This is a genomic window from Streptomyces scabiei 87.22 (assembly GCF_000091305.1).
Lineage (GTDB): Bacteria > Actinomycetota > Actinomycetes > Streptomycetales > Streptomycetaceae > Streptomyces > Streptomyces scabiei.
In genome coordinates, this window is record NC_013929.1 from 1,924,785 (window position 1) to 1,937,951 (window position 13,167).

General features: G+C 73.3%; 12 protein-coding genes. 4 read left to right on the forward strand and 8 right to left on the reverse strand.

The annotated features are described in order from the left end of the window. Positions 1 to 13: 13 nt before the first annotated feature. The 3 genes from SCAB_RS08045 to SCAB_RS08055 form a co-directional block, all read right to left on the reverse strand. Positions 14 to 1,879, reverse strand: a complete 1,866-nt coding sequence (locus SCAB_RS08045) for a rhamnogalacturonan lyase (protein WP_012999561.1) — start codon at positions 1,877 to 1,879, stop codon at positions 14 to 16. A gap of 161 nt (positions 1,880 to 2,040) precedes the next feature. Then, complete coding sequence (locus tag SCAB_RS08050) at positions 2,041 to 2,784, reverse strand: class I SAM-dependent methyltransferase (RefSeq protein WP_012999562.1); 744 nt, start codon at positions 2,782 to 2,784, stop codon at positions 2,041 to 2,043. Positions 2,785 to 2,789: 5 nt separating this feature from the next. Continuing rightward, the gene (locus SCAB_RS08055; RefSeq protein WP_012999563.1) at positions 2,790 to 3,095 is read right to left on the reverse strand and encodes a 4a-hydroxytetrahydrobiopterin dehydratase; all 306 of its coding nucleotides are present in this window, start codon (positions 3,093 to 3,095) and stop codon (positions 2,790 to 2,792) included. Positions 3,096 to 3,301: 206 nt separating this feature from the next. On the opposite strand from SCAB_RS08055, the gene SCAB_RS08060 reads away from it, so the two are divergent. Both SCAB_RS08060 and SCAB_RS08065 read left to right on the forward strand, forming a co-directional pair. After that, positions 3,302 to 4,156: a helix-turn-helix domain-containing protein gene (locus tag SCAB_RS08060; protein ID WP_037729769.1), complete on the forward strand. Its 855-nt coding sequence runs from the start codon at positions 3,302 to 3,304 to the stop codon at positions 4,154 to 4,156. A gap of 58 nt (positions 4,157 to 4,214) precedes the next feature. Next, positions 4,215 to 5,078, forward strand: a complete 864-nt coding sequence (locus tag SCAB_RS08065; protein WP_037729748.1) for a helix-turn-helix domain-containing protein — start codon at positions 4,215 to 4,217, stop codon at positions 5,076 to 5,078. 33 nt (positions 5,079 to 5,111) lie between these two features. Here the strand turns inward: SCAB_RS08065 and dnaK are convergent, their stop codons facing one another. From dnaK to SCAB_RS08085, 4 genes are all read right to left on the reverse strand, one after another. Continuing rightward, positions 5,112 to 6,986 carry a molecular chaperone DnaK gene (dnaK, locus tag SCAB_RS08070; protein ID WP_041668960.1) on the reverse strand — a complete coding sequence of 625 codons (1,875 nt, stop codon included), beginning with the start codon at positions 6,984 to 6,986 and terminating at the stop codon, positions 5,112 to 5,114. Between the two features lie 105 nt (positions 6,987 to 7,091). Beyond that, positions 7,092 to 7,517, reverse strand: coding sequence for an OsmC family protein (locus tag SCAB_RS08075; protein WP_012999567.1), 426 nt, complete (start codon positions 7,515 to 7,517; stop codon positions 7,092 to 7,094). A gap of 157 nt (positions 7,518 to 7,674) precedes the next feature. Beyond that, a complete protein-coding gene (locus tag SCAB_RS08080) occupies positions 7,675 to 9,789 on the reverse strand; it encodes a phage holin family protein (protein WP_012999568.1) in 2,115 nt (704 codons plus the stop codon). Between the two features lie 149 nt (positions 9,790 to 9,938). Continuing rightward, on the reverse strand, positions 9,939 to 10,427 hold the full coding sequence (locus SCAB_RS08085; RefSeq protein WP_012999569.1) for a hypothetical protein: 489 nt from the start codon (positions 10,425 to 10,427) through the stop codon (positions 9,939 to 9,941). A gap of 164 nt (positions 10,428 to 10,591) precedes the next feature. Between SCAB_RS08085 and SCAB_RS08090 the strand changes: the two genes are divergently transcribed. Continuing rightward, positions 10,592 to 11,365 (forward strand): MBL fold metallo-hydrolase, encoded by a 774-nt coding sequence (locus SCAB_RS08090; RefSeq protein ID WP_037729752.1) that lies wholly within the window; start codon positions 10,592 to 10,594, stop codon positions 11,363 to 11,365. Positions 11,366 to 11,408: 43 nt separating this feature from the next. Next, positions 11,409 to 12,023: a DedA family protein gene (locus tag SCAB_RS08095; protein WP_012999571.1), complete on the forward strand. Its 615-nt coding sequence runs from the start codon at positions 11,409 to 11,411 to the stop codon at positions 12,021 to 12,023. 13 nt (positions 12,024 to 12,036) lie between these two features. Here the strand turns inward: SCAB_RS08095 and SCAB_RS08100 are convergent, their stop codons facing one another. Further along, entirely contained in the window at positions 12,037 to 13,098 is a 1,062-nt protein-coding gene (locus SCAB_RS08100) for an MBL fold metallo-hydrolase (RefSeq protein WP_012999572.1), read from the reverse strand. Positions 13,099 to 13,167 lie beyond the last annotated feature (69 nt).

Genomic DNA, 13,167 nt, shown 5'->3' on the forward strand with positions numbered 1-13,167 from the left:
CCGGACGGGTCGGCTACGGGGCGTAGACCGTCGGCCGGGGCGGCGTCGGCATGCCGTCACCGATGAAGAAGCTGGTGTGCGGGGGCTGGTTGTAGGCCGTGTTCTGCCAGGCCAGCCCGGTTCGGTACATCGGGTCGTGCAGCAGGGTCGTGATCCTCCTGCTCGTCTCGACGGGTGTCGAGTAGATCCGCAGGGCGGTGTTGTCGCCCGTGCGCCAGACGACCTCCTCGCGCCAGTCGCCGAGGATGTCGCCGGAGAGCGCGGGCGTGGCCTTGGTGCCGTTGTTGGAGGAGACCCCGGAGCCGGTCAGCAGACGGGTCTCGCCGGAGGTGCCGTACTTGTCGATGCGGGTGCCGTCGAGGAGTTCGCGGACCGGGTCCCCGTCCCACCAGGACAGGAAGTTGACGGAGGAGGGCTCGCGGCCCTTCGCGGCCCCGGCCCGGTCCCGGACCGAGGAGTCGGAGGCCGACCACATCTCGGGCCCGGCGCTGCCCGCGTGGATGTCACCGGCCACACCCCGGCCGTTGTCGCAGCAGGCGGCGAGCTGCCAGCGGACCCTGCCGTTCGCGGGGTCGATGTACAGCTCGGAGGGCTGCGAGGCGGACTCGGAGACCTTGAAGTACTCCAGGCCCGGGGTGGAGGCGTCGAGGTCGCCCAGGTGCTGGGCGTCGCCGTGGCCGGTCCTCGTGGTCCACAGGCCGGCCCCGTTGTCGTCCACGGCCATCGCGCCGTAGACGATCTCGTCCCTGCCGTCGTTGTCGACGTCCCCGACGGAGAGGCTGTGCGAGCCCTGACCGTCGTACCCCTTGCCGGAGTTGGTGGAGGAGTTGGTGTCGAAGGTCCAGCGGCGGGTGAAGGCGCCGCCCCTCCAGTCCCAGGCCGCGATGACCGTACGGGTGTAGTAGCCGCGGGCCATGATCAGGGAGGGGCGGGCGCCGTCCAGGTAGGCCGTGCCTGCGAGGAAGCGGTCCACGCGGTTGCCGTAGGAGTCGCCCCACGACGCGACCGTGCCGCGCGCCGGGACGTAGTCGACGGACTGCATCGCCCGGCCGGTCCGGCCGTCGAACATGGTCAGGTACTCGGGACCGGACAGGACGTAGCCGCCGGAGTTGCGGTGGTCGGCGGCGGAGCTCCCGATGACCGCGCCGGTGCCGTCCCGGGTGCCGTCGGCGGTCTTCATCGCGATCTCGGCCCGGCCGTCGCCGTCGTAGTCGTACACCTGGAACTGCGTGTAGTGCGCGCCCGAACGGATGTTGCGGCCCAGGTCGATCCGCCACAGCCGGGTGCCGTCGAGCTTGATCCCGTCGGCGATGGTGTTGCCGGTGTAGCCGGACTGGGAGTTGTCCTTGGCGTTCGTCGGCTGCCACTTCAGGACGAACTCCAGGGTGCCGTCGCCGTCGAGGTCGCCCACGGAGGCGTCGTTGGCCTCGTAGGTGTAGGCGACGCCGTCGGGGGTGGTCCCGCCGGCGGGCGGGCTGATCGGCACGTCCGTGTAGCCGGTGCGGAGTTGGACCGCGTGCGGCGAGTCGCCCTGCTCCACGCCGTTCACGATCGCGCGGACCGTGTAGTCGGCCTGGGCCGGGGCGCCGGAGTGGAAGTAGTTCGTCGAGCCGGTGACCGGGCTGGAGTTGACCTTCGTACCGGCCCGGTAGACGTTGAACGACACGTTGTCCGGGTCGGTGCCCAGCCAGCGCCAGCCGACCAGGTTGCCGCTGTCGACGTGGACGCTGACCAGGCCCCGGTCGAGGTTCTCGACCTGGCGGGCGGTGGCGGCCTCGGCGGGCGGGCCGGTGAGCGTGGTGAGTCCGGCGGCGACGAGGGCCACGGTCACCAGCGAGCGCAGGGCTCGGCGTCTGTGGTGCCTGTGCGGGTGCTGCACGTGACGAACCTCCAGAGAGGACGGACGGGTTCCGCAGCTCAGTCGCCACGCTTCCCGACCGCGTTGCCGCACGTTTCGGCCGTGTCCTCGTCTCTTTCGGCCACTTCGGCCGGTGCCCCCGGTGCGGCCGGTGCCGCCCGTCCGGTCATGGCCCCGGCGGCTCAGGCGGACTTGCGGAAGGCCCGCAGACTGAACTCCGGGTCCGGGCGCGGGCGGTCCTGGTCGGGGAGGGACGCCAGCCGTACCGCGTAGTCGTCGGCGAGGGGATCGCCGGGCGGGAGGGTCACGAACCAGCCGCGGCGCAGGTCGGCGACGGTACGGCGGGGGCTGCGGCCCTGCCCCCGGCCCGGGAAACGGGCGTGCCCGGCGACGTCCAGACCGTGTGCGGCGGCGTACTGCTCGACGGCCACCGCGGGATCCATGGCCGGAGCCCGCGGGCGCAGGGCGAGCACGGCGTCGATGTCGCTGCCCACGTTGTGGGAGGCGGCCTTGTCGACGGTGGTGACGTAGACACCGCCGGGGCGCAGCACCCGGGCGCACTCGCCGACCACGGCCCGTACGTCCTCGGGGCCGCCCAGCAGATGCAGCAGCCACACGCTGGTCACGGCGTCGAACTCCCCGTCACGAAAGGGCAGCCGGCGCCCGTCGCCGATCACGACGGAGCCGGGCAGCCGGACGGCGGCCCGGCTCGCCATGGCGTGGGTGAGGTCGAGGCCGGTGACCCGCATGCCGTCCCGCGCGGCCGCGAACCGCCGGGTCACGATCCCGGTGCCGCAGGCGATGTCGAGCAGCCGGCGGGCGCCCTCGGGGACGAGGTCCAGGACGGCGCGGGCGGCGGCCTCGGCACGGGGCTCGCCGCCGCGCAGGGCGTCGTAGTCGCCGGCCTCCTTGCCGTAGTCCAGCACCCGCCTCAGCCCGCCCCGTGGCCGGGCGCGAGCGCCTCCACCCTGCGGGCCAGCTCGAAGTCCTTCTCGGTGACGGCGCCGCCCGCGCTGTGCGTGCTGATGGTCAGCGAGACGGTGTCGTAGCCGAGGGTGAGGTCGGAGTGATGGTTCAGCTCCTCCTGCGTCTGGGCGATGTGGACGACCAGCGCGGTCGCCGCGAAGTGCGAGCCGAGGCGGTAGGAGCGCGCGAGCCGGTCCCCGGACAGCGACCAGCCGGGCAGCTCCGCCAGCCGGTGCTCGATCTCCTCCCGCGACAGGGGTGCGACAGACATGACCCACTCCTTCCCCGACGCCCCTCCGTGATGCGCGGTCCCTTTCAGCGTGCCACAGCAACGCGGCCATGACCCAGGTCAAGCGGGTGTTCGCCCGGCCGGAGGCACACCTGTCCGGCCGTGCGGACGGCGTCCGGGGCCGTCCGGGCCCCGGTCCGGCGGAGGAACACGGGCCTCAGCGGGACCGCCTCGGCTACCTTCTCCGCATGACCACTGTCCCGACCACTGCCCCGGCCGGCGCCCCGGGCCGGTCGCCCGCCCTCCCCGCTCCGGGCGTGGGCCCGCTGCTGCGGGCCTGGCGGGAGCAACGGCGGCTCAGTCAGCTGGAGTTGGCGCTGCGGGCCGGGTCCTCGGCGCGGCACGTCAGCTTCGTCGAGACGGGCCGGTCCCGGCCGAGCGAGGAGATGGTGCTGCGGCTGGCCGAGCACCTGGACGTGCCCGTCCGCGAGCGCAACGCCCTGCTCCTCGCGGCCGGTTACGCCCCGCACTATCCGCAGACCCCGCTGGACGATCCGTCGATGGCCGCCCTGCGCGAGGGCGTGGAACGGCTGATCCAGGGCTACGAGCCGTATCCGGCGCTGGTGATGAACGCGACGTACGAGGTGCTGGCCGCCAACCGGGGCGTCCTGATGCTGCTCGACGGCGTCCCCGCGCCGCTGCTCGCACCGCCGCTCAACGCGATGCGGCTGACCCTGCACCCGCAGGGCATGGCGCCCCGCATCCGCAACCTGCGCGCCTGGCGCGGGCATCTGCTGGAGCAGATGAGCCGCCAGCTCGCCCTGCACCGCTCGGAGCCGCTGCGCGCGCTGTACGAGGAGGTGTCGGCGTATCCGCTGCCGCCGGACACGCCCGACGACGAACCCGCCGAGGAGCCGGGGACGGGGGCCGCCGCCCGCTTCGCGCTGCCGATGCGGATCGAGCACGAGGGCCGGGTGCTGTCCTTCGTCTCCGCGGTGTCCACGTTCAACACCCCCATGGACGTGACCGTGGCGGAGCTGGCCATCGAGACCTTCCTCCCGGCCGACCCTGCGACGGTGAGGTACCTCCACTCGTTGATGTGAGATGCCCACCGGAACATGACAGACTGGCCGGGTACCTCGGCCCGTGGGGAGGCGTGGCGTGAGTGAGCGGCGGCCCGCCCCGACCGTGGGCCAGGTGGTGCTCGGCAGACGTCTGCAGGAGCTGCGGGAGACGGCCGGGCTCAGACGCGAAGAGGCCGCGCGGGTCCTCCATGTCGCCCCGGCGACGGTACGGCGCATGGAGACGGCCGACGTCGCCCTCAAGATCCCGTACGTCCAGGTCCTGCTGTCGACGTACGGCGTCGGCGAGGAGGACGCCGCAGCGTTCGTGGCGCTGGCCGAGGAGGCGAACAGACCGGGGTGGTGGCAGCGGTTCCACGACGTGCTGCCCGACTGGTTCAGTGTGTACGTCAGCCTGGAGGGCGCGGCGCATCTGATCCGGCAGTACGAGCCGCATTTCGTGCCGGGCATGCTGCAGACCGAGGAGTACGCGCGCGCCGTGATGGAGGCCGGGACCGTCGGCCGGACCGGTCCCGAGACCATCGAACGCCATGTGTCGCTGCGGATGGCGCGACAGAAGCTCCTCATCCAGGAGACGCCGCCGCACCTGTGGGTGATCATGGACGAGACGGCCCTGATGCGTCCGGTGAGCAACCGCTCCCAGGTGATGCGCGACCAGATCGACCAGTTGCTGGAGATCACCGAGAAGGATCACGTCATCCTTCAGGTCTGCGAGTTCGCCGACGGACCCCACCCCGGCACCTACGCACCCTTCTCGCTCTTCCGTTTCGCCGAACCCGAACTCCCCGACATGGTCTACACCGAGTACCTCACCGGCGCCCTCTACCTCGACTCCCGCACCGAGGTCGCGCTCCACCTGGAGGTCCTCGACCACATGGCCGCCCACGCGGCGTCCGCAGAGCGGACGAGGACCCTGCTGAGGCACTACCGCGACCGGTACTGAGCGCCGGCCGGCCGCCGGCTCACGCGGCTCCCCCTACGCCGCTCCCCCCTTCGGTCCCTTCTCGTCGTCCACGATCTCCGCGTCGACGACACCGTCCTCCTCGGCGGGGCCGGGCGGCGGTCCGTCGGAGGCCGGGGCGGCTGAGGCCCAGGCCGCCGCGGCCGCCGTGTACATCGCCTGGCCCATGCGCTGGCTGACGGTCGCCAGGTGCTCGGTGGCGGCGCGCAGGGCCGCGGTGTCCTCGGGGGTCTCCAGAAGGCGCTTCAGGCCGGCGACGGCGGACTCGACCTCGGCGCGGCTGTCGGCGGGGACGCGTTCGGTGTTCTCCCGGAGGAACTTCTCCGTCTGGTACACGAGTTGCTCGGCGTGGTTGCGGGTCTCGGCGGCCTCGCGGCGCCGGCGGTCGTCGTCGGCGTACTGTTCGGCCTCCCGCATCATGCGGTCGATGTCGTCCTTGGGCAGGGCCGAGCCGCCCGTCACCGTCATCTTCTGTTCCCGGCCGGTCGCCAGGTCCTTCGCCGACACGTGCATGATGCCGTTCGCGTCGATGTCGAAGGCCACCTCGATCTGGGGGACGCCCCGGGGCGCGGGCGGCAGACCGGTGAGGTCGAAGACGCCCAGCTTCTTGTTGTACGCGGCGATCTCCCGCTCGCCCTGGTAGACCTGGATGCCGACCGAGGGCTGGTTGTCGGCGGCCGTCGTGAAGATCTCCGAACGGCGCGTCGGGATCGTCGTGTTGCGCTCGATGAGCTTGGTCATGATGCCGCCCTTGGTCTCGATGCCCAGGGACAGCGGGGTGACGTCGAGCAGCAGCACGTCCTTCACGTCGCCCCTGATGACACCCGCCTGGAGCGCGGCGCCCGCGGCCACCACCTCGTCGGGGTTGACGCCCTTGTGCGGGTCCTTGCCGGTGAGTTCGCGCACCAGGTCGCTGACCGCGGGCATCCGGGTCGAGCCGCCGACGAGGACGACCCGGTCGATCGCGGCGACCTTCACGCCCGCGTCCTTGACGGCCTGGTGGAAGGGGGTGCGGCAGCGGTCGAGCAGATCCGCCGTCAGCTCCTGGAACTGGGCGCGGGTCAGCTTCTCCTCCAGATGGAGGGGCCCCTCGGCGGACGCGGTGATGTACGGCAGGTTGACGGACGTCTCGGAGGAGCTGGACAGCTCGATCTTGGCCTTCTCGGCACCCTCGCGCAGCCGTTGGAGGGCCATCTTGTCCCTGCCGAGGTCGACGCCGTACTGCCCCTGGAACCGCTTGACGAGGTACTCGACGACCCGCTGGTCCCAGTCGTCGCCCCCGAGGCGGGTGTCGCCGTTGGTGGCCTTCACCTCGATGACCCCGTCGCCGATCTCCAGGAGGGAGACGTCGAAGGTGCCGCCGCCGAGGTCGAAGACGAGGACGGTCTGCTCCTCGCCCCGGTCCAGGCCGTACGCGAGGGCCGCGGACGTGGGCTCGTTGATGATCCGCAGGACCTTCAGGCCCGCGATCTCGCCCGCCTCCTTGGTCGCCTGCCGCTGGGCGTCGTCGAAGTACGCGGGCACGGTGATGACGGCGTCGGTGACGTCCTCCCCGAGGTACGACTCCGCGTCCCGCTTCAGCTTCTGCAGGACGCGCGCGGACAGCTCCTGGGCCCGGTAGCGGGTGCCGTCCACAGAACCCTGGCCGGGAAAGCGCCAACTCCCGTCGCCCATGTGCCGCTTGACGGAGCGTGCGGTGCGCTCCACGTTCGTCACGGCCTGCCGTTTGGCGACCTCGCCGACCAGGACCTCGCCGTTCTTGGCGAAGGCCACCACCGAGGGTGTGGTCCGCTGCCCCTCCGCGTTGGCGACGACCGTCGCCTCGCCGCCCTCCAGCACGGCCACCACCGAGTTCGTGGTCCCGAGATCGACCCCGACCGCACGCCCCATCGCCGTCCCCTTCCCGCAAGGTTCCGCCCGGTGTTCTCGGCACCAGCACAAAACTTGAGCGGGTTCTTGTCAACGGGGCGTCGACGGGGCGCGCGAAGCAGGCCGTCAGGCCAGTTCGGCCGTCAGCGTGATCGTCGTGCCGGTGAGGGCCTGGCTGACCGGGCAGTTCTTCTTTGCGCCCTCGGCCGCCTCCTGGAAGCCGGCCGCGTCCAGGCCGGGGACCTCGCCGCGGACGGTGAGGTGGATGCCGGTGATGCCCTCACCGGGCTGGAAGGTCACGTCGGCCTTCGTCTCCAGGCGGGTGGGCGGGGTGCCCGCGCCGGTGAGGCCGTGCGAGAGAGCCATGGAGAAGCAGCTGGAGTGGGCCGCCGCGATGAGTTCCTCGGGGCTGGTCTTGCCGTTCGCCTGCTCCGCGCGCGACGGCCACGACACCGGCTGCGAACCGATGCCGGAGGAGTCGAAGGTGACGGTGCCGGTGCCCTTGAGGAGCTCGCCTTCCCAGACCGTGTGTGCGGTGCGCGTGGTTGCCACGATGAGTCCTTTCGATGAGGTCCCGTTGCCGGGTTCCGTGCCCCCATCCGATCACACTCGGGGCCGTCCGGGCCTCATCTCACCCTGAACACCGGCCCCCCGTGCGGTGAACGGCGGCCGGGGCACCGCAGCCCATGGCCGGTCCGGACGACAGGCCCTACGCGTCCGCCGGGTTCTGTTCCCTGACGGGTGCGGGATCCTCGTGGCTCGTCACGCGCCCGCCCGCGCCCCGGACGGGCGCCCCGGGCTCCGCCAGCGGGACCTGGGGGCCGTCCGCCTCCCGCAGCCACCGTCTGAGCACGCGGTGGACGTGTTCGGCGCCGACCACGTCCTCGCCGTCCCCCGTCGGCTCGGAGAGGGCGAGGGGGGACATCAGGAAGGGGCGCGACTGGCAGCCGCCGAGGCCGCCGTGGGAGCCGATCTGTTCCTCGAAGGCGTGGACTTCGCCCTCGGCGGGGTCGTACCAGGAGTTGACCATGATGTCGGCGGTGTGCGGGAAGCCGTGGGTGCGGCGGACGGCGGCGGCGGCGCCGGGACCGAAGTCCGCGAGCGGGCCGGGGTGTTCGTCGCTCAGCTCGCCGACCGGGACCTCCGCGCCGTGGGCGCCGAGCACGACACCGCCGTGCTCCTCGCTGCGGACGAGGACGAAGCCGATGCCCGGATGGTTGGCGAGGGTGGAGAGCAGGGCGGGGTGGCGGGCGTCGATCTCCTCGCGGCTCATCCGGTGCGGGACGTCCGGGAAGGAGACGAGGCCGAGGTTGCCGGAGGCGAGGACGACCGGCTCCGAGCGGCGTGTGGCCCGGTGCTCCTCCACGCGCTCCTCGCCGGGGATGCGCAGCGCGGCCCGGACGGCCGTGCGGGCCTCGGCGCCGCTGTGGGTGCGCCGGGCCCGGCGCGGCACGGGCAGGCCGCAGCCGGCGCGGACCAGATTGCCGAGGGTGAGGCCGTAGCGGCCGAGGAAGGTCTCGCCGGGACTCTGGCCGTGGTCGGAGAGGAGGACGATCCGGTAGGCGCGCGGGGCGTGCCCGGCGACCTGGGCGATCAGCGCGAGGGAACGGTCGAGGCGTTCGAGGACCTGGGCGGCGTCGCGGCTGTGCGGGCCGGAGTGGTGGGCGACCTCGTCGTAGGCCACCAGGTCCGCGTAGATCGCCGCGCGGCCCGCGAACATGTCCCCGATCACCGCGGCGACGACGACATCGCGCTCGACGACGGTGGCGAAGGCGCGGATGAACGGGTAGAGGCCGCCGCGCTTGACGCGGGGCCGCTGCCGCGCGAAGCGGGCGCGGGTGGACTGGCCGGTCTCCCGCAGGACGTCGGCGACGAAGGACATGGCGGTGCGGACCGCGTTGGCCGGGTCGGAGAAGTAGGCGAAGTACCCGGCCCGGGAACGGGTGCGCCGGCCCCGGCGGGCGGCGATCGACAGGACCAGCGCGAGCTGCTCCGCGCCACCGCTGAAGAGGTTGCCCCGGCTGGCGCCGTCGACGGTGAGCAGGCCGCCGTCGCCGGTGCGGTCGACGGCCCGGCGCTGGAGTTCGGCGGCGCCCGAGGGCCGGTTGCAGACCATCACCTCCCGGGTGTCCTTCTCGTACCAGCGGAAGGCCGGCACGTCGTGGTTGGAGCCGTGCAGGATGCCGAGCTGGCTGGCGCCGGTCTGGCTGGACCAGTCCGTGCGCCAGGGGGTGAGGCGGTGGGTGGGGCGGGGGCGGGCCGCGCCGTCGGCCGGGTGGCCGAGCCAGGCGGCGACGGTCGGCATCAGGCCCTTCTCCACGGCCGCCTCCAGCACGTCGTGGCCGACCCCGTCGAACTGGAGGAAGACGGTGCCGGGTCCGGCCGGGCCGGGGCCGCCGTCGGCGGTCCGGCGGCGGCGGTCGGCCAGCCGGTACAGGCGGCGCCGGTAGGCGTCGTCGTCCCGCACGGCGAGGGCGCCGCCGGTGGCCGAGGCGACGGCGGACATCACCGCGGCGACCACCACCGCGGTCTCCGGGGCGGCCTCCCCCTGGCCCGAGGGGCTGATCCGCAGGGCGAGCAGCAGCAGCGAACCGTTGAGGAAGAAGACGAGCAGGCCGAGGACGAGCGCCGGCACCAGCAGCAGCGCCCGCACCAGCAGCGGCCACACGAGGGCGGAGAGCAGACCGAACGCGCCGGCGCCGAGGGCCGCGGTGACGGCGATCTGGGTGGCGCTCTCACCGGACTCGGACTGGAGCCGGAAGTCGGGGAGCGCGCCCGCGAGCACGAGCATGGTCAGGGTGGACACCGCCCATACGGCGAGCATGCGCCCGACACCGCTCAGTACTCTCCGCCAACGTCCACCGCCCACGGTCCGGTCACCTCACGTCCTGTCCGTGGGCCCAGACTGTCATACCGGGTGGGGGCGCCGGGGTGGCGTTCAGGGGTGGCACGGGCGCAGGGACGGGCCGCCGCTCAGCGGCCGTCGTAGCCCGCCGTCGGCATGGACAGACGGCGGTGGACGCGGGCCTTCATCTGGGCGTCGTAGGCGGGTTCGGCGCGCCCCACGGTCTCGACGCGGATGCCGCGCCGGGCGCACTCGGCGGTGAAGTCCTCGACGGAGGCGAGGGCGCGTTCGAGGACGCGGCGGCTGGGGGCGACGAAGAGGTCGACGAGGCCGGCGTCGACGTCGGCCCACAGGGCGCAGTGGTCGGGGCGCAGCGCGCGGACGAGCAGTTCGCGCGTCACCACGTACCCGCGCTCGGCGGCCCAGCGGGCGCACATGGCGTGCTGGCTGCGGGAGTCGACCAGGAAGGGGTCCGCCTCCAGCTCCTCCAGCGGGGTCAGGCTCGCTATGGCCGCGACGCGCACCACCACCGGACGTCCCACCGCCCCGCCCCGCCCGCGCACCGCCTCCTGGCAGGCCACGCCGGGGGCGCCGCCGACGTCCGCCTCGTCTCCCATGGTGTCCCCCTCACCCTCCGGGTCCCGGAGCCCCTCCGGCGGAACGAGCCGCGGACGCGGGGTCCGGCACGCCCGTCCACGGCATGATCCGCCGGACAGGCCCAGGCCGCAGACCCTACTCCAGCCCGTAGGCTCGGGGGAGTAGCGCGAAGGAGGCGAACGGAGTGCCGGTGGAGATCACCTGGTGGGGCCATGCGACCTGCACCGTGGAGGATTCGGGCACGAGAGTGCTCACCGACCCCCTGTTCGCGCGCCGGCTCGCGCATCTGCGCAGGCGCCGGGGTGCGCCTCCCCCGGCGGCCGCCGCGGTCGCGGACGTCGCGCTGGTGTCGCATCTGCACGCCGACCATCTGCACGTCCCCTCGCTGTCCCGACTCGCCCCGGGCACCAAGGTGGTGCTGCCCGAGGGCGCGTCGCGCCAGGTGCCGGGGCTGCGCAGGCTGGCGCATCTGCGCCTGTGCGAGGTGGCGGCCGGGGACGAGCTGACCGTCGGTGACCTGGTCGTCCGTGCCGTGCCCGCCCGGCACGACGGACGGCGGCTGCCGGTCGGGCCGCACCGTTCGCCGGCGCTCGGCTTCGTCGTCGAGGGCGACGCGCGGACGTACTTCGCCGGGGACACCGGGCTGTTCCGGGAGATGGCCGAGGAGGTCGGGCCCGTCGACGTGGCCCTGTTGCCGGTCGGCGGCTGGGGGCCGTATCTCGGCGAGGGCCATCTGGACGCGGGGCGCGCGGCCCAGGCGCTTGCGCTGCTCGCGCCCCGGAGCGCGGTTCCCGTGCACTACGGCACGTACTGGCCGATCGGGATGGACGCCGTGCGCCCCCATGAATTCCATGCCCCCGGTGAGGAGTTCGTCCGGCTCGCCGCCGCACACGCTCCCGGTGTGGCGGTGCACCGGCTGGAGCACGGGGAGAGCGTTCGTCCGGGGGTGGCGCGATGAGACACCGGCCGACGGGGGCCGCACGGCTCGTGGAGGAGGCCCGGTGATACTGCTGGCCGCCGTGAGCACGCCCGGGTCGTACGCGTCCACCCAGCAGGCGATCGGCTATCCGACGCTGTTCCTGCTGGTGCTGGTCGGAGCGCTGGTGCCGGTGGTGCCGACCGGGGCGCTGGTCAGTTCGGCGGCGGTGGTGGCGTTCCATCAGGAGGCGCCGTTCTCGCTGCTGCTGGTGTTCGTGGTGGCGTCGGTCGCCGCGTTCCTCGGCGACATCGCGCTGTACTGGCTGGGGCGGCGCGGCATGGGCTCGAAGAACGGCTCGCGCTGGCTGGAGGCGATCCGCCGGCGGGCGCCCGAGGACCGCCTCGCGCAGGCGCAGGCGAAGCTGGACGACCACGGGGTGGCCGTGCTGGTGCTGTCCCGGCTGATGCCGGCGGGCCGTATCCCGGTGATGCTGGCCTGTCTGCTGGCGAAGATGCCGCTGCGGCGGTTCGCGCGGGGGAACCTGCCGGCCTGCCTGGCGTGGGCCGTGACGTACCAGCTGATCGGCATCCTGGGAGGGTCGCTGTTCGACGAGCCCTGGGAGGGCGTGCTGGCGGCGGTGGCGCTGACGTTGCTGCTCAGCTTGGCACCGGGGGTGTGGCGGCGGCTGGTCCGCTGACCGGTCCGTAGGGTCAGTCGAGGACCCGGGAGGCGCCGATCGGCAGGTCCCAGAGGTCCTCCCGGGGCAGGCCCGCGGCCCGCCACGCCGCTCGCACCCGCGTCAGGGGTTCCAGGACCGGTTCCGCGGACAGGACGAACGTGGCCCAGTGCATGGGGGCCATGCGCCGGGCGCCCAGGTCCTGGAAGGCGCGGACGGCCTCCTCCGGGTCGCAGTGGACGTCGCTGAGCCACCAGCGGGGGTCGTAGGCGCCGATCGGCAGCAGGGCGAGGTCGATACCCGGACAGCGGCGTCCGATGAGGGAGAACCAGTGGCCGTAGCCGGTGTCGCCGGCGAAGTAGACGCGCTTGCCGTCCGGGGCCGTGAGGACCCAGCCGCCCCACAGCGAGCGGCAGGTGTCGGTGAGGGTGCGCTTGGACCAGTGGTGCGCCGGTACGAAGTCGAGGCGGACGCCGTGCAGTTCGGCCGCCTCCCACCAGTCCAGCTCGGTGACCCGGCCGAACCCGCGCCGCCGGAACCAGCGGCCGAGCCCGGCGGGCACGAAGACCGGTGTGTCGCGCGGGAGCCGGGCCAGGGTGGGGGCGTCGAGGTGGTCGTAGTGGTTGTGGCTGATGACGACGGCGTCCACCCGGGGCAGTGCGTCCCAGTCGAGGCCGACGGGGGTGATCCGGGCCGGGGTGCCGAGGATCCGGCGCGACCAGACGGGGTCGGTGAGGACGGTGAGCCCGCCGATCCGCACCACCCAACTCGCGTGCCCGGCCCAGGAGACGGCGATGGTACGCGCGTCCACCCGGGGCAGCGGGCCGGGCTCGTACGGCAGTCGCGGGATGCCGACGAGGCCCTCGGGGCGGGGCCGGACCGAGCCCTCGCGGGCGAACCGGGCGAGGGCCCTCAGGCCGGGCAGGGGTGTGGTCAGCCGGTCGGCGAAGGAACGGGGCCAGCGGCGCCGCTCACCGAGCGGGCGGGGCTCGGCGAGCGGCGGGGGCGCGACGGGGCGGGCGAAGGACGGCTCGCTCCGCGCCCCGGACAGGGAGGAGAGGGTGGAAGAGGTGGTCGACTCGGACTGCTGCGTCATCGAGGAGGCTCCCGTCGCCGAGCGTCGTCACGAAGAATCGTCGTCACTGGGGATCTGAACGTCGCTGAG